Source organism: Nicoliella sp. ESL1149 (assembly GCF_058107265.1).
In genome coordinates, this window is sequence record NZ_JBYLUE010000002.1 from 959,802 (window position 1) to 986,772 (window position 26,971).

Annotated in this window: 26 protein-coding genes, 6 tRNA genes and 3 rRNA genes; 30 read left to right on the forward strand and 5 right to left on the reverse strand. The window is 36.8% G+C overall.

Going from position 1 to position 26,971, the window contains the following annotated elements; genetic code table 11:
• Positions 1-109 precede the first annotated feature (109 nt).
• The 9 genes from AC3B6G_RS04600 to AC3B6G_RS04640 all read left to right on the forward strand — a co-directional run bounded on the left by AC3B6G_RS04600 (position 110) and on the right by AC3B6G_RS04640 (position 6,368).
• Positions 110-1,686 (forward strand): 16S ribosomal RNA (locus tag AC3B6G_RS04600).
• 99 nt (positions 1,687-1,785) lie between these two features.
• A tRNA-Ala gene (locus tag AC3B6G_RS04605) sits at positions 1,786-1,858 on the forward strand.
• A 177-nt stretch (positions 1,859-2,035) separates the two neighbouring features.
• Positions 2,036-4,951, forward strand: a 23S ribosomal RNA gene (locus AC3B6G_RS04610).
• Between the two features lie 71 nt (positions 4,952-5,022).
• Positions 5,023-5,139: ribosomal RNA gene (gene rrf / locus AC3B6G_RS04615) — 5S ribosomal RNA — on the forward strand.
• Together the 16S, 23S and 5S rRNA genes with 5 tRNA genes alongside form the textbook arrangement of a ribosomal RNA operon.
• A gap of 8 nt (positions 5,140-5,147) precedes the next feature.
• Positions 5,148-5,220, forward strand: a tRNA-Asn gene (locus AC3B6G_RS04620).
• Between the two features lie 42 nt (positions 5,221-5,262).
• Positions 5,263-5,335: transfer RNA gene (locus tag AC3B6G_RS04625), tRNA-Thr, on the forward strand.
• Between the two features lie 101 nt (positions 5,336-5,436).
• Positions 5,437-5,519, forward strand: a tRNA-Tyr gene (locus tag AC3B6G_RS04630).
• A 9-nt stretch (positions 5,520-5,528) separates the two neighbouring features.
• Positions 5,529-5,600: transfer RNA gene (locus AC3B6G_RS04635), tRNA-Gln, on the forward strand.
• Between the two features lie 66 nt (positions 5,601-5,666).
• A complete protein-coding gene (locus tag AC3B6G_RS04640) occupies positions 5,667-6,368 on the forward strand; it encodes a GntR family transcriptional regulator (protein ID WP_489849238.1) in 702 nt (233 codons plus the stop codon).
• 27 nt (positions 6,369-6,395) lie between these two features.
• On the opposite strand, the gene AC3B6G_RS04645 is transcribed toward AC3B6G_RS04640, so the two are convergent.
• Positions 6,396-7,118 (reverse strand): WecB/TagA/CpsF family glycosyltransferase, encoded by a 723-nt coding sequence (locus AC3B6G_RS04645; protein WP_489849572.1) that lies wholly within the window; start codon positions 7,116-7,118, stop codon positions 6,396-6,398.
• Positions 7,119-7,237: 119 nt separating this feature from the next.
• Between AC3B6G_RS04645 and AC3B6G_RS04650 the strand changes: the two genes are divergently transcribed.
• The 6 genes from AC3B6G_RS04650 to AC3B6G_RS04675 all read left to right on the forward strand — a co-directional run bounded on the left by AC3B6G_RS04650 (position 7,238) and on the right by AC3B6G_RS04675 (position 11,527).
• On the forward strand, positions 7,238-8,701 hold the full coding sequence (locus tag AC3B6G_RS04650; RefSeq protein ID WP_489849239.1) for a nicotinate phosphoribosyltransferase: 1,464 nt from the start codon (positions 7,238-7,240) through the stop codon (positions 8,699-8,701).
• Positions 8,702-8,713: 12 nt separating this feature from the next.
• Entirely contained in the window at positions 8,714-9,541 is an 828-nt protein-coding gene (gene nadE / locus AC3B6G_RS04655) for an NAD(+) synthase (protein ID WP_489849240.1), read from the forward strand.
• 27 nt (positions 9,542-9,568) lie between these two features.
• The gene (locus tag AC3B6G_RS04660; protein WP_489849241.1) at positions 9,569-9,985 is read left to right on the forward strand and encodes a hypothetical protein; all 417 of its coding nucleotides are present in this window, start codon (positions 9,569-9,571) and stop codon (positions 9,983-9,985) included.
• Positions 9,986-10,047: 62 nt separating this feature from the next.
• Complete coding sequence (locus AC3B6G_RS04665) at positions 10,048-10,518, forward strand: SprT family protein (protein ID WP_489849242.1); 471 nt, start codon at positions 10,048-10,050, stop codon at positions 10,516-10,518.
• Positions 10,518-11,387: a homoserine kinase gene (locus tag AC3B6G_RS04670; protein WP_489849243.1), complete on the forward strand. Its 870-nt coding sequence runs from the start codon at positions 10,518-10,520 to the stop codon at positions 11,385-11,387. The genes AC3B6G_RS04665 and AC3B6G_RS04670 overlap by 1 nt, the downstream gene beginning before the upstream one ends.
• 54 nt (positions 11,388-11,441) lie before the next feature.
• Positions 11,442-11,527: transfer RNA gene (locus AC3B6G_RS04675), tRNA-Leu, on the forward strand.
• A 94-nt stretch (positions 11,528-11,621) separates the two neighbouring features.
• Here the strand turns inward: AC3B6G_RS04675 and AC3B6G_RS04680 are convergent.
• Positions 11,622-12,698 (reverse strand): LCP family protein, encoded by a 1,077-nt coding sequence (locus tag AC3B6G_RS04680; protein WP_489849244.1) that lies wholly within the window; start codon positions 12,696-12,698, stop codon positions 11,622-11,624.
• A gap of 174 nt (positions 12,699-12,872) precedes the next feature.
• Between AC3B6G_RS04680 and AC3B6G_RS04685 the strand changes: the two genes are divergently transcribed.
• Positions 12,873-13,832 carry an AEC family transporter gene (locus AC3B6G_RS04685; protein WP_489849245.1) on the forward strand — a complete coding sequence of 320 codons (960 nt, stop codon included), beginning with the start codon at positions 12,873-12,875 and terminating at the stop codon, positions 13,830-13,832.
• Between the two features lie 67 nt (positions 13,833-13,899).
• Positions 13,900-14,574, forward strand: coding sequence for a 2,3-bisphosphoglycerate-dependent phosphoglycerate mutase (locus tag AC3B6G_RS04690; protein ID WP_489849246.1), 675 nt, complete (start codon positions 13,900-13,902; stop codon positions 14,572-14,574).
• A 45-nt stretch (positions 14,575-14,619) separates the two neighbouring features.
• Here the strand turns inward: AC3B6G_RS04690 and AC3B6G_RS04695 are convergent, their stop codons facing one another.
• The 3 genes from AC3B6G_RS04695 to AC3B6G_RS04705 all read right to left on the reverse strand — a co-directional run bounded on the left by AC3B6G_RS04695 (position 14,620) and on the right by AC3B6G_RS04705 (position 16,986).
• Positions 14,620-15,954 carry a C1 family peptidase gene (locus AC3B6G_RS04695; RefSeq protein WP_489849247.1) on the reverse strand — a complete coding sequence of 445 codons (1,335 nt, stop codon included), beginning with the start codon at positions 15,952-15,954 and terminating at the stop codon, positions 14,620-14,622.
• A gap of 63 nt (positions 15,955-16,017) precedes the next feature.
• On the reverse strand, positions 16,018-16,698 hold the full coding sequence (gene rpiA, locus AC3B6G_RS04700) for a ribose-5-phosphate isomerase RpiA (protein ID WP_489849248.1): 681 nt from the start codon (positions 16,696-16,698) through the stop codon (positions 16,018-16,020).
• A gap of 39 nt (positions 16,699-16,737) precedes the next feature.
• The gene (locus AC3B6G_RS04705; RefSeq protein WP_489849249.1) at positions 16,738-16,986 is read right to left on the reverse strand and encodes a hypothetical protein; all 249 of its coding nucleotides are present in this window, start codon (positions 16,984-16,986) and stop codon (positions 16,738-16,740) included.
• 121 nt (positions 16,987-17,107) lie between these two features.
• Here AC3B6G_RS04705 and AC3B6G_RS04710 point away from each other — a divergent pair, with 121 nt between their 5' ends.
• From AC3B6G_RS04710 to rplA, 13 genes are all read left to right on the forward strand, one after another.
• Entirely contained in the window at positions 17,108-17,647 is a 540-nt protein-coding gene (locus AC3B6G_RS04710) for a dCTP deaminase/dUTPase family protein (protein ID WP_489849250.1), read from the forward strand.
• Between the two features lie 19 nt (positions 17,648-17,666).
• Positions 17,667-19,049 (forward strand): DNA repair protein RadA, encoded by a 1,383-nt coding sequence (gene radA, locus AC3B6G_RS04715; RefSeq protein WP_489849251.1) that lies wholly within the window; start codon positions 17,667-17,669, stop codon positions 19,047-19,049.
• Positions 19,050-19,129: 80 nt separating this feature from the next.
• Positions 19,130-20,620: a glutamate--tRNA ligase gene (gltX, locus tag AC3B6G_RS04720; protein WP_489849252.1), complete on the forward strand. Its 1,491-nt coding sequence runs from the start codon at positions 19,130-19,132 to the stop codon at positions 20,618-20,620.
• Between the two features lie 111 nt (positions 20,621-20,731).
• Positions 20,732-22,156: a cysteine--tRNA ligase gene (gene cysS, locus AC3B6G_RS04725; RefSeq protein WP_489849253.1), complete on the forward strand. Its 1,425-nt coding sequence runs from the start codon at positions 20,732-20,734 to the stop codon at positions 22,154-22,156.
• 6 nt (positions 22,157-22,162) lie between these two features.
• Positions 22,163-22,582, forward strand: a complete 420-nt coding sequence (locus AC3B6G_RS04730; RefSeq protein ID WP_489849254.1) for a Mini-ribonuclease 3 — start codon at positions 22,163-22,165, stop codon at positions 22,580-22,582.
• Positions 22,572-23,339 (forward strand): 23S rRNA (guanosine(2251)-2'-O)-methyltransferase RlmB, encoded by a 768-nt coding sequence (gene rlmB, locus AC3B6G_RS04735; protein WP_489849255.1) that lies wholly within the window; start codon positions 22,572-22,574, stop codon positions 23,337-23,339. The genes AC3B6G_RS04730 and rlmB overlap by 11 nt, the downstream gene beginning before the upstream one ends.
• Positions 23,340-23,363: 24 nt before the next feature.
• Entirely contained in the window at positions 23,364-23,885 is a 522-nt protein-coding gene (locus tag AC3B6G_RS04740; RefSeq protein ID WP_489849256.1) for an NYN domain-containing protein, read from the forward strand.
• 143 nt (positions 23,886-24,028) lie between these two features.
• On the forward strand, positions 24,029-24,604 hold the full coding sequence (locus AC3B6G_RS04745) for a sigma-70 family RNA polymerase sigma factor (protein ID WP_489849257.1): 576 nt from the start codon (positions 24,029-24,031) through the stop codon (positions 24,602-24,604).
• A 56-nt stretch (positions 24,605-24,660) separates the two neighbouring features.
• Complete coding sequence (gene rpmG, locus AC3B6G_RS04750) at positions 24,661-24,810, forward strand: 50S ribosomal protein L33 (RefSeq protein WP_489849258.1); 150 nt, start codon at positions 24,661-24,663, stop codon at positions 24,808-24,810.
• Positions 24,811-24,819: 9 nt separating this feature from the next.
• The gene (gene secE, locus AC3B6G_RS04755; RefSeq protein WP_489849259.1) at positions 24,820-24,993 is read left to right on the forward strand and encodes a preprotein translocase subunit SecE; all 174 of its coding nucleotides are present in this window, start codon (positions 24,820-24,822) and stop codon (positions 24,991-24,993) included.
• Between the two features lie 93 nt (positions 24,994-25,086).
• A complete protein-coding gene (gene nusG, locus AC3B6G_RS04760) occupies positions 25,087-25,638 on the forward strand; it encodes a transcription termination/antitermination protein NusG (RefSeq protein WP_489849260.1) in 552 nt (183 codons plus the stop codon).
• Positions 25,639-25,752: 114 nt separating this feature from the next.
• The gene (gene rplK, locus AC3B6G_RS04765; protein ID WP_489849261.1) at positions 25,753-26,178 is read left to right on the forward strand and encodes a 50S ribosomal protein L11; all 426 of its coding nucleotides are present in this window, start codon (positions 25,753-25,755) and stop codon (positions 26,176-26,178) included.
• Positions 26,179-26,271: 93 nt separating this feature from the next.
• Entirely contained in the window at positions 26,272-26,964 is a 693-nt protein-coding gene (rplA, locus tag AC3B6G_RS04770) for a 50S ribosomal protein L1 (protein WP_489849262.1), read from the forward strand.
• Positions 26,965-26,971: the final 7 nt, after the last annotated feature.

Consider the following 26,971-nt stretch of genomic DNA (forward strand, 5'->3'; position numbering starts at 1 on the left):
AAATGTGTAAGGACATTTTACATTAGTAAAATGAATTAAAACATTTGCGAATGTCAATTCGTAAAAAAGAAACAATATTTGAAGAGCTAAATTAAGCTATTCATATTTATAATATGAGAGTTTGATCCTGGCTCAGGATGAACGCTGGCGGCATGCCTAATACATGCAAGTCGAACGAGCTTCCGTTAATGATAGTAGGTGCTTGCATCAACTTGACTTAACATCGAAGCGAGTGGCGAACTGGTGAGTAACACGTAAGGAACTTGCCCTAGAGTAGGGGATACCACTTGGAAACAAGTGCTAATACCGTATAACAACGAAGACCACATGGTCTTCGTTTAAAAGGTGCGTTTGCATCGCTTTAGGATAGTCTTGCGGCGTATTAGCTAGTTGGTGAGGTAATGGCTCACCAAGGCAATGATACGTAGCCGACCTGAGAGGGTAATCGGCCACAATGGGACTGAGACACGGCCCATACTCCTACGGGAGGCAGCAGTAGGGAATCTTCCACAATGGACGAAAGTCTGATGGAGCAATGCCGCGTGAGTGAAGAAGGGTTTCGGCTCGTAAAACTCTGTTGTTAAAGAAGAACGAGTATGATAGGAAATGATCATTCCGTGACGGTATTTAACCAGAAAGTCACGGCTAACTACGTGCCAGCAGCCGCGGTAATACGTAGGTGGCAAGCGTTATCCGGATTTATTGGGCGTAAAGCGAGCGCAGGCGGTTCCTTAAGTCTGATGTGAAAGCCTTCGGCTTAACTGAAGAAGTGCATCGGAAACTGGGGAACTTGAGTGCAGAAGAGGATAGTGGAACTCCATGTGTAGCGGTGAAATGCGTAGATATATGGAAGAACACCAGTGGCGAAGGCGGCTGTCTGGTCTGCAACTGACGCTGAGGCTCGAAAGCATGGGTAGCAAACAGGATTAGATACCCTGATAGTCCATGCCGTAAACGATGGATACTAGGTGTTAGAGGGTTTCCGCCCTTTAGTGCCGCAGCTAACGCATTAAGTATCCCGCCTGGGGAGTACGACCGCAAGGTTGAAACTCAAAGGAATTGACGGGGACCCGCACAAGCGGTGGAGCATGTGGTTTAATTCGATGCTACGCGAAGAACCTTACCAGGTCTTGACATCTTCTGCTAACCTAAGAAATTAGGCGTTCCCTTCGGGGACGGAATGACAGGTGGTGCATGGTTGTCGTCAGCTCGTGTCGTGAGATGTTGGGTTAAGTCCCGCAACGAGCGCAACCCCTGTTACTAGTTGCCAGCATTTAGTTGGGCACTCTAGTGAGACTGCCGGTGACAAACCGGAGGAAGGTGGGGATGACGTCAAATCATCATGCCCCTTATGACCTGGGCTACACACGTGCTACAATGGGCGATACAAAGAGTTGCGATACCGCGAGGTGGAGCTAATCTCCTAAAGTCGTTCTCAGTTCGGATTGCAGGCTGCAACTCGCCTGCATGAAGTTGGAATCGCTAGTAATCGTGAATCAGCAATGTCACGGTGAATACGTTCTCGGGTCTTGTACACACCGCCCGTCACACCATGAGAGTTAGTAATACCCAAAGCCGGTGCAACAACCTCTTTTGAGGAGTAAGCCGTCTAAGGTAGGACTGATGATTAGGGTGAAGTCGTAACAAGGTAGCCGTAGGAGAACCTGCGGCTGGATCACCTCCTTTCTAAGGAATAATACGGAACCTTACGCATGTCAATCTTATTCAGTTTTGAGAGGTTTACATATATCTCCTCTCATGCTATAATATTTGAGTTGTAGATATGGGGAATTAGCTCAGCTGGGAGAGCACCTGCTTTGCAAGCAGGAGGTCAGCGGTTCGATCCCGCTATTCTCCATTGATACCGTTAGGTATCAAACTTGGTTCTTTGAAAACTAGATAATATTAATTTTTTCAAATTTGATTTTATATTTTATATAATTTCAACCGAGAACACCGCGTTATTTTGAGTTTTTTAATATAGTTCAATTCGTATTTACTCAATTAACCAAATCAACCACGTCGTGGTTAGATAGGTTAAGTTATTAAGAGCGCATGGTGGATGCCTTGGCACTAGAAGCCGATGAAGGACGGGACTAACACCGATATGCTTCGGGGAGCTGTACGTAAGCTTTGATCCGGAGATTTCCGAATGGGGAAACCCAATGATCTTAATCGATCATTATCAACTGACTAATACATACTCAGTTGAAGGTAGACGTGGGGAACTGAAACATCTCAGTACCCACAGGAAGAGAAAGAAATTTCGATTCCCTTAGTAGCGGCGAGCGAACGGGGAACAGCCCAAACCAATGAGCTTGCTCATTGGGGTTGTAGGACTGAACATTTGAGTTACCAAAGTATTCGATAGTCAAAAGATCTGGAAAGTTCTGCGAGACAAGGTGATAGCCCTGTAGACGAAATCGAATACCCTCAGTTCAGGATCCTGAGTACGGCGGAGCACGTGAAATTCCGTCGGAATCTGGGAGGACCATCTCCCAAGGCTAAATACTCTCTAGTGACCGATAGTGAACCAGTACCGTGAGGGAAAGGTGAAAAGCACCCCGGAAGGGGAGTGAAATAGTTCCTGAAACCATGTGCTTACAAGCAGTCAGAGTCCGTTAATGGATGATGGCGTGCCTCTTGCAGAATGAACCGGCGAGTTATGATTGCATGCCAGGTTAAGACGAAAAATCGGAGCCGTAGCGAAAGCGAGTCTGAAATGGGCGTTTTAGTATGTAATGATAGACCCGAAACCAGGTGATCTACCCTTGAGCAGGTTGAAAGTGTGGTAAAACACACCGGAGGACCGAACTCGTGTACGTTGAAAAGTGCTGGGATGACTTGAGGGTAGCGGTGAAATTCCAAACGAACTTGGAGATAGCTGGTTCTCTCCGAAATAGCTTTAGGGCTAGCCTTGGAGTAAAGAATCTTGACGGTAGAGCACTGTTTGGATAAAGGGTCCGTCTTGGATTACTGAGTTCAGATAAACTCCGAATGTCAATGATTTATATCCAGGAGTCAGACAATGAGTGATAAGATCCATTGTCGAAAGGGGAACAGCCCAGACCACCAATTAAGGTCCCTAAATATATGCTGAGTGGAAAAGGATGTGGAGTTGCATAAACAACTAGGATGTTGGCTCAGAAGCAGCCACCATTTAAAGAGTGCGTAATAGCTCACTAGTCGAGTGATTCTGCGCCGAAAATTTACCGGGGCTAAGCATATTACCGAGATTGTGGACGCAACTACGTTGCGTGATAGGAGAGCGTTCTAAGGGCGTTGAAGTCAGACCGTAAGGACTGGTGGAGCGCTTAGAAGTGAGAATGCCGGTATGAGTAGCGAAAGACCAGTGAGAATCTGGTCCACCACATGACTAAGGTTTCCTGGGGAAGGCTCGTCCTCCCAGGGTTAGTCGGGACCTAAGCCCAGGCTGAGAAGCGTAGGCGATGGATAACAGGTTGATATTCCTGTACTAGTTAATTATGTTCGAACGATGGAAGGACGCAGAAGGCTAAACGATGCATACTGTTGGATATGTATGTTCAAGCAACAAGTCAGGTGATGAGTCAAATGCTTATCACCGGGTTGACAAGTTGTTACGAGGACCGAAATTTAGTAGGGAAGTCGTCGATGTCACGCTGCCGAGAAAAGTTTCTAGTTAGTAATTAACTACCCGTACCGCAAACCGACACAGGTAGTCGAGGAGAGTATCCTAAGGTGAGCGAGTGAACTCTCGTTAAGGAACTCGGCAAATTGACCCCGTAACTTCGGAAGAAGGGGTGCTGCACTAACGTGCAGCCGCAGTGAAGAAGCTCAGGCGACTGTTTATCAAAAACACAGGTTTCTGCAAAATCGTAAGATGAAGTATAGGGGCTGACGCCTGCCCGGTGCTGGAAGGTTAAGTGAAAGAGTTAGCTTCGGCGAAGCTCAGAAACGAAGCCCCAGTAAACGGCGGCCGTAACTATAACGGTCCTAAGGTAGCGAAATTCCTTGTCGGGTAAGTTCCGACCCGCACGAAAGGCGTAACGATCTGAGCACTGTCTCAACGAGAGACTCGGTGAAATTGAGATACCTGTGAAGAAGCAGGTTACCCGCGACAGGACGGAAAGACCCCATGGAGCTTTACTGTAATTTGATATTGGGTGTTGACATGACTTGTACAGGATAGGTAGGAGCCGTAGATATCGGGACGCTAGTCTCGATGGAGGCGTTGTTGGGATACTACCCTCGTTGTGTGAACACTCTAACCTTCACCACTAAGCGTGGTGAGAGACAGTGTCTGATTGGCAGTTTGACTGGGGCGGTCGCCTCCTAAACAGTAACGGAGGCGCCCAAAGGTTCCCTCAGAATGGTTGGAAATCATTCGCTGAGTGTAAAGGCACAAGGGAGCTTGACTGCGAGACTGACTAGTCGAGCAGGGACGAAAGTCGGGCTTAGTGATCCGGTGGTACCGTATGGAAGGGCCATCGCTCAACGGATAAAAGCTACCCTGGGGATAACAGGCTTATCTCCCCCAAGAGTTCACATCGACGGGGAGGTTTGGCACCTCGATGTCGGCTCATCGCATCCTGGGGCTGTAGTTGGTCCCAAGGGTTGGGCTGTTCGCCCATTAAAGCGGTACGCGAGCTGGGTTCAGAACGTCGTGAGACAGTTCGGTCCCTATCCGTCGCGGGCGTAGGAAATTTGAGAGGAGCTGCCCTTAGTACGAGAGGACCGGGGTGGACATACCGCTGGTGTATCAGTTGTGCCGCCAGGCGCATCGCTGAGTAGCTATGTATGGATTGGATAAACGCTGAAAGCATCTAAGTGTGAAGCCAACCTCGAGATGAGATTTCCCATTTCCTTGTGAAAGTAAGACCCCTGAGAGATGATCAGGTTGATAGGATGGAAGTGGCAGCATAGTGATATGTGAAGCGGACCATTACTAATCGGTCGAGGACTTAACCAAGTAAGGTGTTCTCACCAGGAAGAATTAATATTAGCTAGTTTTGAGAGAACGAAGTTCTCATCATACAATTGTGTGGTGGCGATAGCCGGAAGGATACACCTGTTCCCATGCCGAACACAGAAGTTAAGCTTCCGCACGCCAAGAGTAGTTAGGGGATCGCCCCTCGCGAGGGTAGGACGTTGCCACGCAATATTATTCCGGCATAGCTCAGTTGGTAGAGCACCTGACTGTTAATCAGGTTGTCGACGGTTCGAGCCCGCCTGCCGGAGTTTTGTTATCTTATAGCTGTTTGTCACCTTTTGTTTCTACATGCCGGCTTAGCTCAGTTGGTAGAGCATCGGTATCGTAAACCGAGGGTCACAGGTTCAACTCCTGCAGCCGGCATTATTAAGATAATAAATTCATAGTTGACATTATAAATATGATTTGATATTATATTATTTGTTAATTATTAGTTACTAACTTCTTAGTAATTTTATCATTATGGAGGGGTAGCGAAGTCTGGCTAAACGCGGCGGACTGTAAATCCGCTCCTTCGGGTTCGGTGGTTCGAATCCACTCCCCTCCATTTTATTTTTGGGCTATAGCCAAGTGGTAAGGCAATGGGTTTTGATCCCATGATGCGCTGGTTCGAACCCAGCTAGCCCAATATTATGCTGATTAACTTAAATGTTAATCAGCTTTTTTATTACTCTTTGGAGGTTTACTTATAATAATGAAATCACCAATTTATATTCAAATTCATAATAATATTAAGTTAAAAATCGAAAATCAAGTTTGGAAAATTGGTGATAGAATTCCTTCTGAACGAGAATTAGCTGATATGTATAAAGTTAGTCGAATGACACTTAGACAGGCAATTAAAACACTGGTCGATGAGGGTATTTTAGAACAACGTGTTGGTTCTGGAACGTATGTTGCCAATCAAAAAGTACAAGAAAGAATGTCTGTCTTAACTAGTTTTACAGATATAATGCTTGCTCAGGGCAAAAAACCGTCAAGTAAAACAGTTAGTTATTATATTGTTTCTCCATCACTTAGTGAAATTGAAAAACTTCATTTAAATAAAAATCAAAAAGTTCTTAGAATGGAAAGAATCAGATTTGGCGATAATGTGCCGATTTGTTTTGAGATAACGACAGTTCCAGAAGTTATAATAGAAGGATTAAGTAAAGAAGATGTTACAAGTTCACTTTATCGGGCATTAGAAGAAAAGAAGAACTTAGTCCCAATGAAAGCACGTCAAACCGTTTCAGCCTCCTTAGCATCTGAAAAAGTATCAAATTATTTAAAAATTAGAAAAGGAGATTCTGTTTTAAATTTAAGACAAGTTACCAATTTACAAAATGGCTTACCCTTTGAATATGTTCGAACCCAATATGTTGGTGACAGATTTGAATTTTATTTAGAAAAATAAGGTTGAAAGAGAATTCCTCTGTCAATCTTATTTTTGTTGCTGTTTTTGTTTATATATTTGTTGAAGAAATGGAATGATTTTAGCAACTCTTGATAATCGTGATGGTTGCTTAATCAATCTATAAAACCATTCTAAATGATGATTTACCCAGAACTTTGGAGCTCGTTTTACATTACCTGACAAAACATCAAAACTGCCACCTAAACCCATCCAAATCCCATTTGAAACTTGTCTATGTTTATTAATAAATTCTTCTTGCTTAGGTGATCCTAAAGCAACGAATATCATATTAGGTTGAATTGTTTTAATTTCTTTAACGATTTGTTCATCATTTTTGAAATAACCATCGTGAAAACCACATTTATTTAAATTAGGATAACGGGTCTTAATTACTTTTTTTAAATCGTTAATAACACTTGGTTTAGCACCTAGAAAATAAACTGACTTATGGTTCTTATTTCCCCACGCTAGAAGATTCACAAAAAGATCATATCCAGATATTCTTTCAACCATTGGTTGTTTTAAAATTTTTGCTGCCTTAACTATTCCAATTCCATCAGGAGTAATGAAGTCAGCATTTTGAATTAACTTTTGATATGGTGGATTTTGAAATGCATAATAAGCAATTTCTGGGTTCGCAGTAACTACGAAAGTATTTTGTCCCTTTTGATCACATTCAATCAAAACGTTAAGAAATTCATTGAAGCTGGTATTTACGAATGGTAATGCTAAAATATTTGTCTTTTTAATTTTATGTCACGCTTTCTATGAGAAATATATTAATAAGTAGTATACTATTAGGTATATTCAATAAAATAATTATATTATATAACAGTTGATAATTCATATCATTTCCGAGGAGAATTTTAATGACATTAAAAGATTATACTAATTTGACTTTGCATACAGATGCATATGAAATTAATATGATGCAAACTTACTTTACTAAACATATGCAAAATCGGCGCGCCGTTTTTGAAGCTTTTTTTAGAAAAATGCCATTTGATAACGGTTATGCTATTTTTGCTGGCTTAGAGCATATTATTAATTATATCCAAGATCTTCATTTTACTGAAGAGGATATTGACTATTTGAAAAAAAATGGAGATTACACTGATGAATTTTTAGATTATCTTCGTAACTTTAAATTTAATGGTACTATCCGCGCAGCTCAAGAAGGTGACATTGTTTATAGTCATGAACCAGTTATTCAGGTTGAGGGTAACCTTTGTGAATGTCAATTAGTAGAAACTGCTATTTTGAATATTTTCAATTATCAAACTTTAATTGCGACTAAAGCATCAAGAATTAGAAACGTTGCAGGAAATGATGTTTTAATGGAGTTTGGAACTCGTCGTGCTCAAGAAACAGCAGCAGCTATTTGGGGAGCTAGAGCTGCATTTATTGGTGGCTTTAATGCTACTTCGAATGTTCTTGCTGGCCAAAAATTTGGAATTCCAATTGCGGGAACTCATGCGCACGCACTTGTTGAATCTTTTGGAAATGATTACGATGCTTTTATGGCATATGCTCAATCCCATCGAACTTGCATTTTTCTTGTTGATACCTATGACACTTTAAAGAGCGGTGTTCCCAATGCAATTAAAGTTGCAAAAGAAATGGGAGATAAGATTAATTTTGCCGGAGTTAGAATTGATTCTGGTGATATGGCATACCTTTCTAAACGTGTTCGGGAAATGCTTGATGATGCTGGTTTTAAGGATACTAAGATTATTGCATCAAATGATTTAGATGAAAACACCATTACTAGTTTAAAAATGCAGGACGCTAAAATTGATACATGGGGAGTCGGAACTAAATTAATTACAGCTTTCGATCAACCATCATTAGGTGGGGTCTACAAGATGGTCTTAGTTGAACATGCTAATGGTAAAATGGTTAATACCATTAAAGTTACTAATAATGCTGCTAAGGTTTCCACACCAGGTAAAAAACAGGTTTGGAGAATTACCAAAAAGTCTGATGGTAAATCAGAAGGTGACTACGTTGCATTGAGTGATGAACGTCCGGATAAGCAGAAAGAACTTTATATGTTCCATCCTGAATTTACTTATATTAATAAAACTTTAACGGATTTTGAAGCACGTCCATTATTGCATACTATTTTTGAAGATGGTAAGTTGGTATATAATCAACCATCTCTTCAAGCAATTCAAGACCATACTAAACGAGCCTTAGCATCATTATGGCCAGAATATAAACGTGCTTTGAATCCACAAGATTATCCAGTGGATTTATCTCAAAAATGTTGGGATACAAAAATGGAAACAATTAAACAAGTTCATCAATACGTAAAATCTTTAAATAAATAAGGAGGATTTTAGATGCGACCATTACAAAAACAAATCATTGAAGATTTAAAGGTAAAACCTAAGATTGATCCAAAGCATGAAATTAGAGTTAGTATTGATTTTATAAAGGAATATCTTAATCATTATCCATTCCTTAAAACATTGGTGTTAGGGATTTCAGGTGGCCAGGATTCGACTTTGACTGGGAAGCTATGTCAAATGGCAATTGATGAAATGCGCAAGGATACTAATGATAGTAGTTATAAGTTTATTGCTGTTAGATTACCATATGGTGAACAAGCCGATGAAGCTGATGCAATGGAAGCAATTAAATTCATGAATGCTGATGAAACTGTCAGAGTTAACATTAAAGCATCTGCTGATGCGATGGTTAAGTCTGTAGAGCAAGATGGACCTCAAATTAGTGATTTTAATAAGGGCAATATTAAAGCTCGGGAAAGAATGATTGCCCAATATGCGATTGCAGGTCAAAATGCTGGGGTAGTTGTTGGAACAGATCATGCAGCTGAAGCAGTCACTGGTTTTTATACTAAATTTGGTGATGGAGCAGCAGATATTACGCCAATTTGGCGATTAGATAAACGACAAGGAAGGGAACTATTGGACGTTTTAGGTGCTCCAAAGCATTTATATGAAAAAACACCAACTGCAGACTTAGAAGATGATCGGCCAGCATTACCTGATGAAGTTGCATTAGGAGTTCGTTATCAAGATATTGATGATTATCTCGAAGGAAAAGAAATTAATGAAAAAGCTGCCGAAACGATTGAAAATTGGTATAATAAAACTGCTCACAAACGTAATTTACCAATCAATGTTTATTCAACGTTTTGGAAATAAGATAAATTAAAGGAGTTTTTTGATAACATGAAAGTTGGAAATATTAGTGTTTATGTCCCTAAAGTTTCACAAATTTTAGAGGATAGTGATAAATCTGGTGCTGAAATGGGTAAATTCTTTGAACCATTGAAAACAGCAATTGAAAAAGATGATCTTTCAAGTGTTGATTTAGCCAAAACAAAAGAAGTATTTAAAGAAGGTACTGACGATTACAAGCAGAACCTCAAGAAATTTGAAAACTTAGCTGTCCCAGTTAAATTAATTGGAAAGCATAAGTCAATGACTGCTAATTACCGTCATTATGTTGATGCCTGTGAAAAGATGCTTGATACAATCGATGTTCCCGCTAAAAAAGTTGATGTTAAGCAATTTAATGAAGCTGAAAAAGAACAAGATGAATATATTCAAAAAGTAATGCATTGGGTTCAAAAAATTATGATTTAAGATTAATGATAGTAGAATTTATAATTCTACTATTTTTTTTCGTATTTAAAAGAGAATAGGGGGTGAATATAATTTTAACAAATCAAGAATTACAGGAATTAGTAGAAGACGTTTCAATGAGATATTTTGCCAAACCTTTCTTACATCATGCTTATTTTAATTCACGTTTAAGGACCACGGGAGGACGCTATTATCTTAAAAGTCATGATATAGATATTAATCCTAAAATGATAACTGAGTATGATAATAAGGTGTTATTAGGTGTAATTAAACATGAATTATGTCATTATCATCTTCATTTAGCTGGATATAGTGGTCAACATCGGACAGTTGAATTTAAAAAGCTATTAAGGACGGTTGGGGGAACAAGATATGCCCCGAAAGCGAGTTTAACAAATTGTTATTTATATGTTTGTTCAAATTGCAATCAAAAATATTACCGTAAAAGAAAAGTAAATGTTCAAAAATATGTTTGCGGGAAATGTCATGCTAGGTTAAAATTAATTCGAGATAAACCTAGGAGGAAAATATAATGGAGAAAATTGTTGTTCGAGTGCCATCCACTTGTTCAGATATAATAATGGGGAGTGATGCTTTTGGATTAACATTTGCTCGTTATTGTACGGTGATTGTTGAGGAAGAAACGGATCATTGGAGAGTAAATCATGCTCTAGGTAATAATATTCCACATAACGAAGATAATTTAATTGTTCAAACTATTTTAAAAACTAATGATACGATTCATCCTCATCAAATTACAATTATGTCTGATATCCCTCAGAATCAAGAAGTTGGTTCCAAGAATGCAATGATAATTGCTGGAATTAAAATTGCTAATGTTCTAGGTAAAATGAATTTATCCTTAGATGATCAGATTAAAATTGGATATAAATTAAACCATAATCTATCAAAAGTAACGGCTGCTATTCTTGGTGGTTTAACTATCGCTGATATTAATAATGACCAAGTTACCGCAATTAATGCTAAAATTCCGGTTATGAGTGCATTAGTTGTCGCAAACAAGCAAATAAATTTAAATGATTATAAACTTCCTGACAAGGTTAATTTGAGGGATGAGTTAAAAATATCTTCAATTTCAAGTGTCTTCACTGCTGCGCTTATGGATGATGAGTGGAGTAAAGCGGCAATGGTAATTGAAGAAAATCCGTTTTTTAGTAATATTGAGAAAGAAAATTTGGATAAATTAGATTGGGTTAAGGATAATGCTCATTCTTTAGGAATTTACGGAACGTTTATGCTTACTAATTCAACCGTCATTACTTTGGGAAACGAAAGTGCATTGAGTAAGCTACAGGATTATTTGAATAATGATTTTCAAAATGAATATGATATTAAAATTATTCCAATAAGCAATAATGGGGCATCAATTCATGGAGAATAAAAAAACAATTGCAATTTTCATGATAATTTGATATATTATTAATTGTAATTCTTTGCGGCCATGGCGGAATTGGCAGACGCGCAAGATTAAGGATCTTGTCGGGAGTTATCCCGGTGGAGGTTCGAATCCTCTTGGCCGCATTCTAAAAAGAGCTGATCTTAATTGATTAGCTCTTTTTTTTATTTAAATAAATGAAAATAAAACGGCCGATTATTTAATCGACCGTTTTATTTTTTAATAACTACTTTGTGTAGAATCAGACGAATCTCCTGATGTAGAACCTGAATCATCGTTAGTTGTAGTTTGTTGAGTATTTAATTTTTTACTATCTGATAATCCTAAGCTGTGTCGGATGGTATTAGAAACTTTCAAAAGTTCCTGAGGTTCTGCTACTTGATAATCAATTCCATCAATAGTAGCATCTTCACCTTGTAATGTTTGCGATTTAATATGGTGGGTAGCATCGCCATATTTAGCACGCATTGCAATCATATCATTAAATGGGATATCCGTTTTAAGATTTCCCTTTAGTGACGAAAGAATTGATTTATAACGAGGTAATGATGAAATGTTCATTCCCTTCATAACCAATTTCTGAAGAACTTCTCGTTGTCTTTGTTGACGTCCATAGTCACCAAGTGGATCTTGATGTCGCATTCTAGAATAATCTAAGGCTGCAGCACCATTTAAAGTTTGCTTACGACCCTTGACAACATTTGCTGCTTCATAATGGAAAGTTAATTTTGGATTAACGGTAACTCCTCCAACTGCGTTAACCATTTTTTCAAGACCACCCATATTAACAATAGCGTAGTAGTCAATTGGAACATCTAATAGATTTTGTACGGTTTGAATTGCTGATGTTGCTCCACCAATCGTATAAGCAGCGTTGATTTTTTCATACGGTTGAGAGTCACCAGGAACGGTAACTTTAGTATCACGTGGAATACTAGTTAATGTGATAGTTTCCTTTTTAGGATTGACTGTTGCTAGAATAATGGTATCAGTTCTTCCAGTATCATCTCTTCCTAATGCTCCAGTATCAGTTCCAAGTAATAAAATTGATAAAGGTTTATTATTATTAATTATTTGAGAAACATTTCTCATTTTTTTAGCACTATCTTGTTGATAGGTTCCATTGAATGATTTTTTGGCACTGTTATAAGCGTTATACATAAAGATAAGGCCAGCCCCAAATAGAATCATTACCGCAAGCAATACCCAACGTTTCCATGGTTTACGTTTTGTAAAACGTGGCCCATTTTCTTCGCGTCGAGGAAAGTTATCTTGTTGGTTATCATCGTTATTCATAATATTATTCCCCATTTTTTAAATAATTAAGTCTAATTATATGATAAAGCCCTTCGTCATAGTAGGGATTTCATAAAATTTTAAATGCTTTTTAATAGTTAAAATTATCTATTCAAAATCATACCTTTTCTTATGTTATAATTCAAGGTATTATCGTTTTAAGGAGGGGATATTGTGACAGTTTTATGGAATAGTATTTCAGGAGTATTGGTGGTCCTTTTAATTATTGTGGTTGGATTTATTTTAGCTAAAATGAATTGGTTCGACGACAAATCAACTAAATTAATTGCTAAGTTAGTTACGCAGGTAGCTTTGCCAGCAGATATGATTTTTACGATCACATCAAATTTTAAAGCAAAGGTATTATTAGCAACATTACCAGATTTAAGATTCCCAGTACTATCTATGTTGATCTTATTTGGAATTTCAGTTGCAGTGGCGAATGTTTTACATATTAGAAAGACCCACCGCGGTTTGTTTGAGTCAATGTTTTTTAATTCTAATACCATTTTTATTGGATTACCGATCAATATGGCATTATTTGGAATAAGTAGTCTACCTTATGTATTGGTATATTATATGGCTAATACGACGTTCTTTTGGACATTAGGGGTCTATCTAATTCAAAAGGATGGAGAAGCGGATGCTAAAATTAACTTTACTAAAGCTTTAAAAAAATTATTATCACCACCATTATTGGGATTTATTTTAGGGGTGATCATCGTTTTGATTCAAGGGCAATTACCTTGGTTCAAACTACCACTTTTCTTAGATAAAAGTTTAGCATATATTGGGGGGATGACTGTTCCACTTTCAATGCTTTTTATTGGGATTGCAATTGCACAAACTAGTTTGCATGATATCAGTTTTTCAAGAAAAACCATTGGGGTTTTAGTTGGTCGTTTCTTAATAGCTCCATTATTGATGACGTTATTAGTTGTTCCAACAGGAATGCCGATTTTAATGAAACAGGTTTTTATTATGCAAGCAGCCATGCCAGTAATGACAAATGCGCCAGTTGTTTCTAAGTTATATGGAGCAGATGAAAAATACGCCTCTATTACGGTTGCTGAAACAACGGTGTTGAGTTTGGTCATTGTGCCGATTTTAATGTTTTTAGTTCAAAAGATATAATACAATAGTTTTTTTAGTTTAAAACAGTTACAATAGATGTTGCAAATCATTTGAGAGGTGGAATAAAATGTCAGTTTTAGTAATTATGCGTCATGGAGAAAGTCAAGCAAATCGTGATCATATTTTCACCGGCTGGACAGATGTTCCACTGACAAAAAAGGGAATTAACCAAGCCCATCAAGCAGGTCAATTATTAAAGAAAACTGGATTAGATTTTTGGGATGTTCATACCTCTTTTTTGATTCGAGCAATCGATACAACAAATATTGTTTTAGATGAGATTAACCAAGCTTTTATTAGTGAACATAAAACCTGGCGATTAAATGAACGCCATTATGGGGCTTTAAGAGGACTAAATAAACTTGAAGTCAAAGCTGAGGTTGGTGAAAAGCAATTTAACCTTTGGCGAAGGAGTTTTAAAACGGTTCCACCGCTTCTTAAATATCGTGATAATGAAGAAAGATATACAAGAATTGGGGTAAAAGAACCACTTGGAGAAAGTCTTGAGATGACTTATAATCGTTTGATGCCTTATTGGGAAGATCAAATTGCACCTAGACTATTGGATCAACATAATCAATTGATTATTGCCCATGGAAGTACCCTGCGAGCATTAATTAAATATTTAGAACGAATTGATGATGATGATATTGATAAAGTCGAGGTACCAAATGGAGTTCCAATTGTTTATCATCTAAATGATAAACTTCAAATTGAAAAGAAAGAAATTATTAGAGAATAAAAAATGATGTTAGATTGAAAAATCTAACATCATTTTTTTATTTTGTTAAGCTAAAGTTCCCATTGGATCCCAAGGATCTAACACAACTGGTTTTTTAGCTTGATCTTTCTTTTGTTTTTCGGAGAGATATTTCTTGTTAATAACAACTTGGTAAGCATACTTCTTGAACCATGATTCGCTCATGACGAAGTAACCTTCGTTTCCAACTTTCTTACCCCAACTATTTTCAACTTTCCATTTTGTTGGTTTGCCGTCAACAATATCAACTCCAGTAAGAACCATTGCATGATTCATCATACTTTCGCCAGAATCTAATTGTTCACCCTTAGTCATTGAAAGGTCCATCTTTAATAAGTCATCTTTTTGGAATAATTTATCATCCATGTATCCTTTTTGACGATCAGAGTATTGACTGACGTCACTACCAAACCAAACACTTTCACCATTCTTTAATTGTTTAACAGCTAATTTTTCAAAATCATCCATTGATAGGTTTAAATGTTTAACCTGACGACCATTAACGACGTTCCCTAACATATCAATCGTATAAGTTTTGTTAAAAGGCTTATCATCAGTAGGTGAGTTGATCATTGAAACGTAATCTTCTAAATCTACTTTTACGTATTTATCATAGAAAGACTTAGGAGTAAGATCTTTAGCAATGTGATACTTCTTATCCTTATCACGATATTCAAAGTTGAACTTTTTAGTTGGTTCGCCTAGTGCAAAGACTAATAAGCGATAAACTTCAGCCATCATTTCATCTTTACGAGTACTGATTTTAGAATCTGAAGCATTGTCTGAAACCATTTGACGTAGCTCAAATGCATCTTTACGAAGTTTTCTATTTAAGACAGTATTTAATTCAGATGAATCGTTACTGTTATGAGTTTCAGACATTGCTGATTTAGGAGCAACTCCATACTTTTCAATTAAAGCACAAAGCATATCCCATTGGCCACCATCTTGTTGAGGGGTAGCTAATAACCAAGAAACTTTACGAGAAGTTGTTTTCTTATCGGCAGTTTTTAAAATGTTTTCTAAGAAATAGTTTGATTTCTCGAATTTATCCCAGAAGTTAATGTAGTTTTGAGAAAGTTCAAAATTACCCTTTAAATTAAAGGTATTGGCAAGTTGATGACGTAGGGTATTTAATGCAGCGAACATCCAACAACGACCACTTCTAAGTTGGTTAGCAACGTCTCCAGTATCTAATTCAATTGAAAAGACTGGATTAAGTTTAACCGCAGCTTTGAAATCAGAACTAGTAGTATTAATGCCATTATGGGTTACGGCACGACTAATAACTTTATTACCGCTATCTTTATCGAAAGCTTTTTGATATTTTTCAATATTTTTGAAGCTAATTTCTTTACTCATTTAAATTCACTCCTTGTTAAATGCTGTAGCTATTTTACACCCAATTATTTGATAATCAAAGCTTTATCTAGCTTTCATAATGTGAATTCCATCATCTTTACCCACAATAACCGTATTAACGATATCTAGAAAAAGACCATGTTCAACGACGCCAGTCATCATTTCTAAATCTTTTGCTAAATCGTGAGGATGATCGATGTGATCGAAGTTTAAATCAATTATATAGTTTTGTGAATGGGTGAGCACATACTGATTATTAGCCATTCTGAACTTAGGATGATAATTTTTCTTTTCGAATTGCTTAAAAAGTTGCTTGCTACCGTAAGGAATAACTTCAACGGGTAAGGGACATCCACCTAGTTGTTGAGCAACTTTTGTTTCATCAACGATCCAAATGTTTCTTTTGGAATAAGTAGCGACGATTTTTTCACGAAGATGAGCAATTCCGCCACCTTTAATCCCCTGGAAATTTTTATCAACTTGGTCGGCACCATCAATTGTCAAATCAATGTGGTCAACATCATCAACACTCTTAATTGTAATCCCTACATTTTGGGCTCTAATAGCAGTGCGATTAGACGTAGGTACACCGATAATATTTAAATGTTCCTCTTGGACGCGTTTTCCTAAAGCTTCTACTAAATATTTAACAGTGGAACCAGTACCTAATCCAACTGTCATACCATCGTGGATATATTTAGCAGCTGCGTTACCAACTAATTGTTTTAATTTATCCTGGTTCATTTTAACTTCTGCCCCTCTAAATTTGTTGTACTGTCAAAATTAAAGATATTCATTTATATAGACCCGCGCTGCAGGATCCAATATTTCTACTTCCTCTATTGTACCAGGAATTTGTTTTAAAAACTCTTCAATTAATATTTTTATATATTTTGTTTCTTGTTTTCCTGGGAAAAATAATTGTTCCAAAACCCATTTTCCACTGGGAAGTTGAAAAAAAGTTAAACGAGCAACTAAATAGTCATGTTCATCTAACAATTCAATGTGGTTATCATCACTTGATATTTTCAAATTATTTAACTCCCTTAATTGCGCTAAAATTGCTTTAAATTATTGAATCATAAAATCTATTTGTATCATATCATGTTATCCTATTACTATGTATTTATTAAGAAAAGGTGGAATTTAAAAAATGAAAAAACGTGGATTTGAAATCGTTTCCAAGTATAAAGATCAAGATTTACATTTACCCTATCGAACAACGACCAAAGCAGCTGGATATGATATCGAAAGTGCTGTTGACATCACATTGCCATCGATTTGGCATCTTAATTTTTTAAAAGTTTTGTGGCAATTGCATAATCAAAAAAATATTAGCTCAACCGACATGGATAATGCTAAAGCAGCAATAAAACCCTTTTTAGTTCCGACTGGAATTAAGGCATATATGCAGGATGAAGAAGTATTAGTAATTGCAAATCGTTCAAGCAATCCTTTAAAACGGGGATTATGGGTTCCAAATGGGATTGGAGTTGTTGATGCTGACTATTACAATAATGAAAGTAATGAAGGCGAATTATTGATTCAATTAATTAATTTTGGATTAACTGATTATCACATTAAAAAGGGAGAACGAATTGCGCAAGGAATCTTTATGCCATTTTTAAAAGCTGATGGAGAGGATACTAAAGCTAAAAAGCGGATTGGTGGATTTGGATCTTCCGGAAAATAACTAATAAGGAGATTGTAAGATGGCAAAAGCAAAGAGCCGTTTTGTTTGTGAGAATTGTGGATACGTATCTTCCCGCTATCTAGGGCGTTGTCCTAATTGTGGAGAATGGAACACCCTAGTTGAAGAGCAGGTTCAATCAACGACCGCTAAGAAAAAGAACGAAAGAGCAAAAGTAAACTTTACTAGTACGACTTCCAAACCGGAAAAAGTTAATGACATTAAGTTTCACAACGAACAACGTTTTAAAACGGGTTCAGAGGAATTTGATAGAGTTCTTGGCGGTGGAATTGTACCAGGGTCTTTAATTCTAATTGGTGGAGATCCTGGAATTGGGAAATCAACTCTGCTCCTTCAAATTTCTGGAAGGTTAAGTAATGAAAAAGAAAAAGTGTTGTATGTTTCTGGAGAGGAAAGTGCGAATCAAATTAAGTTACGTGCGGATCGTTTAGGAGTCTCCAGTGATAATCTATATATTTATCCAGAAACAGATATGGATACGATTCGAGCTGTAATTGAAAAAATGCAACCTGATACGGTCGTGATTGATTCGGTTCAAACTGTTCAAGAAAATGGAATTGATTCAGCAGTCGGATCTGTTTCACAGGTTCGTGCTGTAACCGCTGATTTAATGAATATCGCTAAATCAAATGGAATTACTATTTTTTTGGTAGGGCATGTTACTAAGGGTGGCGCAATTGCTGGTCCTAAGACTTTGGAGCATATGGTCGATACCGTTCTTTATTTTGAGGGAGATTTACATCATACTTATCGACTCTTACGTTCGGTCAAGAATCGTTTTGGCTCAACGAATGAACTTGGTGTCTTTGAAATGAGGACGGAGGGACTAGTGGAAGTTTCTAATCCTTCAGAAATGTTCTTAGAAGAGCGTTTAAAAGATGCAACGGGTTCGGCAATTGTTGTTTCAATGGAAGGAACGAGGCCAATCCTAGTAGAAATTCAAGCGTTGATAACCCCTTCCGTTTTTGGAAATGCTCAAAGAACGGCAACAGGACTCGATCGAAATCGGGTTTCTGTTTTAATGGCAGTGTTAGAAAAACGAACGGGACTGATGTTACAGAATCAGGATGCATATTTAAAAGCAGCAGGTGGAGTTAAATTAAATGAACCTGCCATTGACTTAGCAATTGCGGTAAGTATTGCTTCTAGTTATAAAAACTCTGGAACCAGTCCGTTAGAATGTTATATTGGTGAAATTGGTTTAACCGGTGAAGTTCGTCGGGTAACTAGAATTCAAGACAGAGTTGCTGAAGCTGAAAAATTGGGTTTTAAACGGGTTATTATTCCTAAGCACAATATTGGTGGTTGGCAATTTCCAGAAGGAATTGACGTAATTGGGGTTTCAACTGTTAAAGAAGCCCTTAATATTGCGTTGAAACATTAGTTGGCTTTAATGCAATCATTTGATTGATTGTGTTACAATGAAATACGATATGAATTTTAATATAAAGAGGAGACATGATCGTGGCTAAGAACTCTATTCGTGTTAGATATGCACCTAGTCCTACTGGACATTTGCATATTGGAAATGCTAGAACGGCAATCTTTAATTACTTATTCGCAAGACATAATAAGGGAAAGTTTATTATCCGGATTGAAGATACCGATACTAAACGAAACGTTGCTGATGGTGAAAGTAGTCAATTAGATAACTTAAAATGGTTAGGCTTGGATTGGGACGAAGGTCCTGATGTTGGTGGCGATTTTGGACCATACCGTCAATCAGAACGTCGTGATATTTACAGTAAATTAATTCAACAATTATTGGACGAAGGTAAGGCATATGAATCCTACCGGACTGAAGAAGAACTCGAAGCTGATCGTGAAGAACAAAAGGCTCGTGGGGTAATGCCTCATTATGAATATGAATTTGAAGGCATGACTGAAGAAGAAAAACAACAAGCGATTGCTGATGCAAAGGCTAAGGGTCTTAAGCCAGTTATTCGTTTCCGAGTTCCTAAGAATCATGATTACAAGTGGGACGATTTAGTTAAGGGACCATTATCATTTAATTCCGATAGTGTTGGTGGCGATTTCGTTATTGCTAAACGGGATGGAATGCCTACTTATAATTTTGCAGTTGTTGTTGATGATCATAAGATGGAAATTAGTCATGTTTTCCGTGGTGATGATCATGTCTCCAATACGCCTAAGCAATTAATGATTTATGATGCTTTTGGTTGGGAAGCTCCTAAGTTTGGTCACATGAGCTTAATTACTAGTGCAGATAGTGGTAAAAAGTTAAGTAAGCGTGATGAATCCGTTATTCAATTTATTGAACAATACCGTGATTTAGGTTACTTACCAGATGCAATGTTTAATTTCATTACATTATTAGGTTGGTCACCAGTTGGTGAAGATGAAATCTTTAACAAACGTCAATTTATTAAGATGTACGATTACAAACGTTTGAGTACTTCTCCTGCTAAGTTCGATAAGAAGAAGCTTGAATGGATTAATAATCAATACGTTAAATCTAGTGATGAAGACGTTGTCATGGACTTAGCTTTACGTCAATTGATCAAAAAGGGTAATATTCAAGAAAATCCAGATCCTAAGACTGTTGAATGGGCTCGTAAGTTGATTAATACTTATAAGCAACAAATGAGTTACATGGCTCAAATTAATGAAATGGCCGATGTCTTCTTCCATGAACCAGAACAAGTTAGTGGCGAAGCCTTAGAAGAAATTAGTAATGACACTGCCCCAGTTGTCTTGAAGGAATTCATGGCACGAGCAGAAAAAATGAAGATTTTTGATAAGACTGAAATTCTTAAGACAATTAAGAGTATTCAAAAAGACACCAAAATTAAGGGTCGCCAATTATGGATGCCAATCCGAATTGCGATTACTCATGAAATGCACGGTCCAGAACTTCCTGAATCAATTGAATTAATTGGTCGTGAAACTTCTTTGAAACACATGAAGGAAACATTAGCTCAAATTACAAAATAATTTTTTATTAATTGGTCTTGCCAAGTCATTTAATGATTCGGCAGACCTTTTTTAATTCGATTGGTATGATAAAATGAATTATAACGTTAAGAGGAGCGGAGGAATTGAACTTTGATTAAAATATACAATCAATTAACGAATAAAAATGAAACATTCGAACCGTTAAAAAGCGGCGAAGTTAGCATGTATGTCTGTGGACCAACTGTTTATAATTATATTCATATTGGAAACGCTAGAAGTGTAGTGGCTTTTGATACGATTAGACGTTATTTTGAATATTGTGGTTATCATGTTAACTATATTTCTAATTTTACCGATGTTGATGACAAAATGATCAAAGCAGCCAATGAAGCTGGGATTACCGTCCGTCAATTAGCGGATAAATTCATTCAAGCTTATAAGGAAGATACAGCCGCATTGAATGTGGAACCAGCTACTGTTAATCCCCGTGCGACAGATAATATTACGGAAATTATTGCTTTCGTAAAAGATTTGATTGCCAAGGGGTACGCTTACGAAGCGAATGGAAGTGTTTATTATCGGGTTCGTAAGTTCAACGGATATGGCCTTTTAGCCCATGAAAGTATTGATGATTTAGAAAGTGGTGCTAGTCAACATGTTAATAGTGAAGAGTTAGCTCAAAAAGAAGATCCTCTTGATTTTGCATTATGGAAAGCATCTAAGCCAAACGAGATTTCATGGGATTCACCATGGGGGAAGGGCCGTCCTGGTTGGCATATCGAATGTTCTACAATGGCTACTAAGTATCTTGGAGATACAATTGATATTCATGGAGGAGGAGAAGATCTTGCTTTTCCTCATCATGAAAATGAACGTGCCCAAAGTGAAGCTAAGACTGACAAACGATTTGTTAATCATTGGATGCACAATGGTTTCGTAACTGTTGGGGATGATAATGAAAAAATGAGTAAGTCATTAGGTAACTTTGTGACTGTTCACGATATTGTTAAAACAACTGATCCACAAGTTGTTCGTTTTTTGATGTCTACAACCCAATATCGGCGTCCAATTCAATATAATAAAACGAGCTTGGAAACAGCTTCAGCTAACTTAAAGAAGATTCGAACTGCATATAGTAATTTAGCATATCGTTTAGATCATGCTGAATCTGATAATGATCCAAAAGTTGATCAGGAAGTTCGTCAGATTCAAGCTGATTTTCAAGATGCAATGGATGAAGATTTTAATGTTCAAAACGGAATTGATAAGGTTTATGAATTAGCAAAGCTAGGAAATGTTTATTCTCAACGAGAAGTTGCCTTTAAGGGAACAATTGAATTAATGCTGAAAAAATTAAGAAGTCTAGCAAGTATTTTTGGAATTGATTTAAAGGTTGAAGAACAAACTAACGATGGAATTAGCGATGAAGATATTCAATCAATGATCAATGAGCGAAATCGGGCAAGAGAAAATAAGAATTTTGCAGTAAGTGATCAAATTCGTGATCAATTAAAAGAAATGGGTGTTGTTTTAGAAGACACTCCTCAAGGAACTAGATTTAGAAGGGAATCATAGGATTTAATGGATAGAGAAAAAGTTGATTATAATCAATTGAACGGGATTGCTTTAGCCTATTTAGGAGATGGAGTTTATGAAGTTTACGTTCGGCGGCATTTGCTTGCATTAGGTCTAACGAAACCGAATAAGTTACAAAAAACGGCTACGCGATACGTATCAGCAAAGGCCCAATCTGCTTTGATTAGTTTAATGGAAAAAGATAATATTTTGACTGATGAAGAACAATCAGTGTTTAAAAGGGGTCGGAATGCAAATAGTTATACTCATGCTAAAAATACAAAGGTAATTACTTATCGAATTTCCACAGGATTTGAGGCTTTAATGGGCTATTTGGACTTATCTAATCAAGATGATCGATTAGATAAACTTTGTGATTGGTGTATTAAACAGGTCGATGCAGGAAGGACACAATATGAACAATAATAAGGATAATCAAAATAGTGATTTCGTGATTGGTCGTCACCCCGCTGTTGCGGCTTTAAAAAGTAACCAATCTATTAATAAAGTCTTCCTACAAACTGGAATTCGTAAAACTGACGGGGTTGTAACGGAAATTATAAAGTTGGCAAAACAAAAACGGTTAGTTATTTCCATGGTTCCGAAAGCTAAACTAGATCTATTGTCTGATCATCAAAACCATCAAGGTGTTATTCTAGCAGTTGCTCCATTTGCATATGCTTCAATCGATGATGTTTTTGCTAAAGCAAAGGAACAAGGAACTGATCCTTTTATTTTGATTCTTGATTCAATTGAGGATCCTCATAACTTAGGTTCTATCATGAGAACTGCGGATGCTACCGGAGTATCTGGAATTATTATTCCTAAGCATCGAGCTGTTGGATTGACTTCTACGGTTGCTAAATCTTCTGCAGGAGCAATTGAACGGGTTCCAGTTGTTAAAGTAACGAACTTAGTAAATACGGTTAAAGATTTGAAAAAAGAAGGCGTTTGGGTCTTTGGAACTGATATGAAGGGTGAAAACTACCGAAAATGGAACGGAAACGGAGCCACAGCATTGGTAATTGGAAATGAAGGTAAGGGAATTTCACCATTACTTAAAAAACAAGTTGATCAAATGCTTACCATTCCAATGGTGGGGAAGGTCCAAAGCTTAAATGCTAGTGTTGCTGCTGGACTATTGATGTATCAATGCTTTAACTCACGAAATCCGCTTTCTTAATCTATAGAAAAGAAGGCATATTGAATGAAGCAGGAATTGTTAATTATTGATGGTTACAATGTTATTGGCCATTGGCCTGAACTAAATCAACTGAAATTGGATAATCGTTTAGACGAGGCTCGTAATAAATTATTAGAAGAGTTATCTGAATATAAAAAGTATCGGAACAAGAAAATGATTGTTGTTTTTGACGCAATGTATGTTCCTGGATTATCAAAACGTGATAAGCATTATAACTTAGACTTGGTTTGGACGAGTAAAAATGAAACAGCTGATAGTTATATTGAATCATTGGCAAGGAGAAAGCAGTCTAGATTTGTTCAAGTAGTTGTTGTAACTAGCGATAAGGCTGAACAATGGACTGTTTTTTCAACGGGAGCATTAAGATTGCCAGCCCGCGAATTGTATGAGGATGTTAAACGTGCTAAAAGAGAAATCAAGCAACACATTAAGTCTTATCAGGGGATTAGACATGTTCGTAAATCGCCTTTTAATCATGACCAGTTAGAAAAGTTAGCACATTTGAGAGACAATCTTTCTAAATAGTTTTTTATGCTTAAATTAATATTCAATATTTGATTTTTAATATTTTAAAATTGGTATAGGTTTATTGAATTTTTGTTCGCTTGTCAGCAATATATACTTCTTGTAATTTATTAAATAATATAAATCAAGGAGCGATATCCGTAATGCTAAAATGCAAAAATGATAAAGAATACGATCAAATTTTAATAAATAAAATTATTCATCATGATGAAATGGCATTTGAAACATTATTCGTAAAATATAAACCAATTGTGAATAAAATTTGGGGTAGTTATTATTTGAATGATTTTGAAATTGATGATTGGTATCAAGAAGCAAGGATCGTCATGTTTAAAATCATAGAAGAATTTGATAATAATAAAAAAGTTTCGTTTGGTTGTTATTATCGAAGTAGTCTAAAAAATCGATTTTTCGATTTATTAAGAAGAAGAAAGGCACAGAAACGGATTCCTGATCAGTGCCTAACGTCATTTAATGCTAACCAAGAAATATTAGAGGATATTTTAATGGATGGGAAAGCTGCTTGTCCTGAGAAAGTAACGATTATTAATTCAATCCTAAAAGATAATATTAAAGAGTGTTCTGGACTTGAAAAAAGAGTATTGATCAGTGTGTTAAATCGTAAGAGTTATCATGAAATTGCACTTCAAGAACATTGTTCTGTTCAACAGATTGTTAATGCTTTTGAGCGATGCAAAAAGAAATGTAAGTTTCAGTAATTTATTGACGATTATAGGTTCAAATGATAGTATTATTTTGATTAGAGGAGTACAAAATGACTCAAAGAAAAATCGCGTTAGAATGTTCGGTTTGTGGTTCACGGAATTATTCTGTTACTACTAACGAGAAGCGTTCAACAAGATTAGAAGTAAAAAAATATTGCAAACACTGTGGAAGACACACTTTGCATCGTGAAACGCGTTAGGAGGATCTTATGCGATTATTTAAGTTTTTGAAGAGTGTTATTCAAGAAATCAAAGAGGTTGTTTGGCCAAATGCAACTCAAACTAGAAATGATACTGCAACTGTTATTGGAGTTTCAGCATTTTTTGCCATTTTCTTTGCAATTGTTGACTCACTAGTTCAATTGTTATTGAAAGTATTGTAAAAATAGATCTCTATCATTAGGTTGATAGAGAACTTTTTTATTGTGATATAATTTTAATTAATGTGGAATGAGATATAAAAGGAGAGCTTTCAAATGGTAGAATCTGCTGAAAAGAAATGGTATGTCCTTCATACGTACTCTGGTTATGAAAACCGAGTTAAGTTAAACATTGAATCTCGTAAAGATTCAATGGGCATGTCAGACTACATTTTTCAAGTAATTGTTCCGGCTACGCCAGAAGAAGAAAAGAATAAAGATGGTCAAGAACAAGTTAAAATGGATAAGACTTTTCCAGGTTACGTTATTATTCAGATGGTAATGACTGATCAATCCTGGTATATTGTCCGAAATACCCCAGGAGTTACTGGTTTTATTGGTTCTCATGGACAAGGTAGTAAACCAACACCATTGCTAGATAGCGAAGTTGACTTAATTCTAAAACGGTTGCATCAAGATCCTAAACCAAAAGCTATTCATGTTGATGTTGGTGAAAATGTTACTATTACTGACGGAGCTTTTTCAGGACTTTCTGGTAAGGTGACTGAAGTAGATAATGAAAAATCTAAATTGAAAGTTAATATTGATATGTTTGGCCGTGAAACAAATACTGAACTTGATTTCAGTCAGGTAAAACCTGCTGAATAAACTTGTTCTTTTGAAAAAAGTGTGGTATATTCATAAAGTATGTTTAATCATACATGTGGGAGGAGAAATTTGTATCTCCAATTACCACACACGGACTTTAAGGAGGTATGTCTCGTGGCAAAAGAAGTAGCTAATGTTGTTAAATTACAAATTCCTGCGGGTAAAGCAACCCCAGCTCCTCCAGTTGGACCTGCATTAGGTCAAGCTGGAATTAATATCGTGGGCTTCACTAAGGAATTCAATGCACGTACTGCTGATCAAAATGGATTACTTATTCCAGTTGTTATCACTGTATATGCTGACCGTTCATTTGATTTCGTAACTAAGACTCCTCCAGCTGCTGTTCTATTAAAGAAGGCTGCTGGTGTTAAGAGTGGTTCTGGTGAACCTAACACTAAGAAAGTTGCTAGTGTTACTAAGGATCAAGTTAAAGAAATCGCAGAAACTAAGATGAAAGATCTTAACGCAGCTGATGTTGAAGCCGCTATGCGTATGATCGAAGGTACTGCACGTAGTATGGGATTCACTGTTAAAGATTAATTCTATTACTATGAGTAACGCCCGAGATGCACAAATGTGCATCGTGTGGGAGGTATAATCCGTTACAACCACAATTGCAAGGAGGAAAAACTGATGGCTCGTAAAAGAGGTAAAAATTATCAAGATGCCGCAAAACAAGTTGATGCTGATAAAGCATACAATGCTAAAGATGCGGTTGAATTAGTTAAAAAAATTGACTTCGCTAAGTTTGATTCTTCAATCGAAGTTGTTTACAAACTTAACGTTGATACTAAACAAGCAGATCAACAATTACGTGGTGCTGTTGTCTTACCAAATGGTACAGGTAAAGACCAAACTGTAATCGTATTTGCTAAGGGTGAAAAAGCTGAAGAAGCTAAAAAAGCTGGTGCCGACTTTGTTGGTGACTCTGATTTAGCTGAAAAGATTCAAGGTGGATGGTTAGACTTTGATGTTGCCATTGCTACTCCTGATATGATGGCCACTGTTGGTCGTTTAGGACGTGTTCTTGGACCTAAAGGTTTAATGCCAAACCCTAAGACTGGAACTGTTACTATGAACGTAGAAAAAGCTGTTGCTGATTCTAAGTCTGGTAAGGTTACTTATCGTACTGACCGTGATGGTAATGTTTCTGTTTTAATTGGTAAAGCATCATTTGATGCAGATAAGTTATACGGAAACTTTGAAGAAATTAACAACGTAATCACTAAGAACCGTCCAGCTTCTGTTCGTGGTACTTATATTCAAAACGTTTCTATTTCTTCAACTTTCGGTCCTGGTGTTAAGGTTAACCCAGAATCATTCTAGTTATATT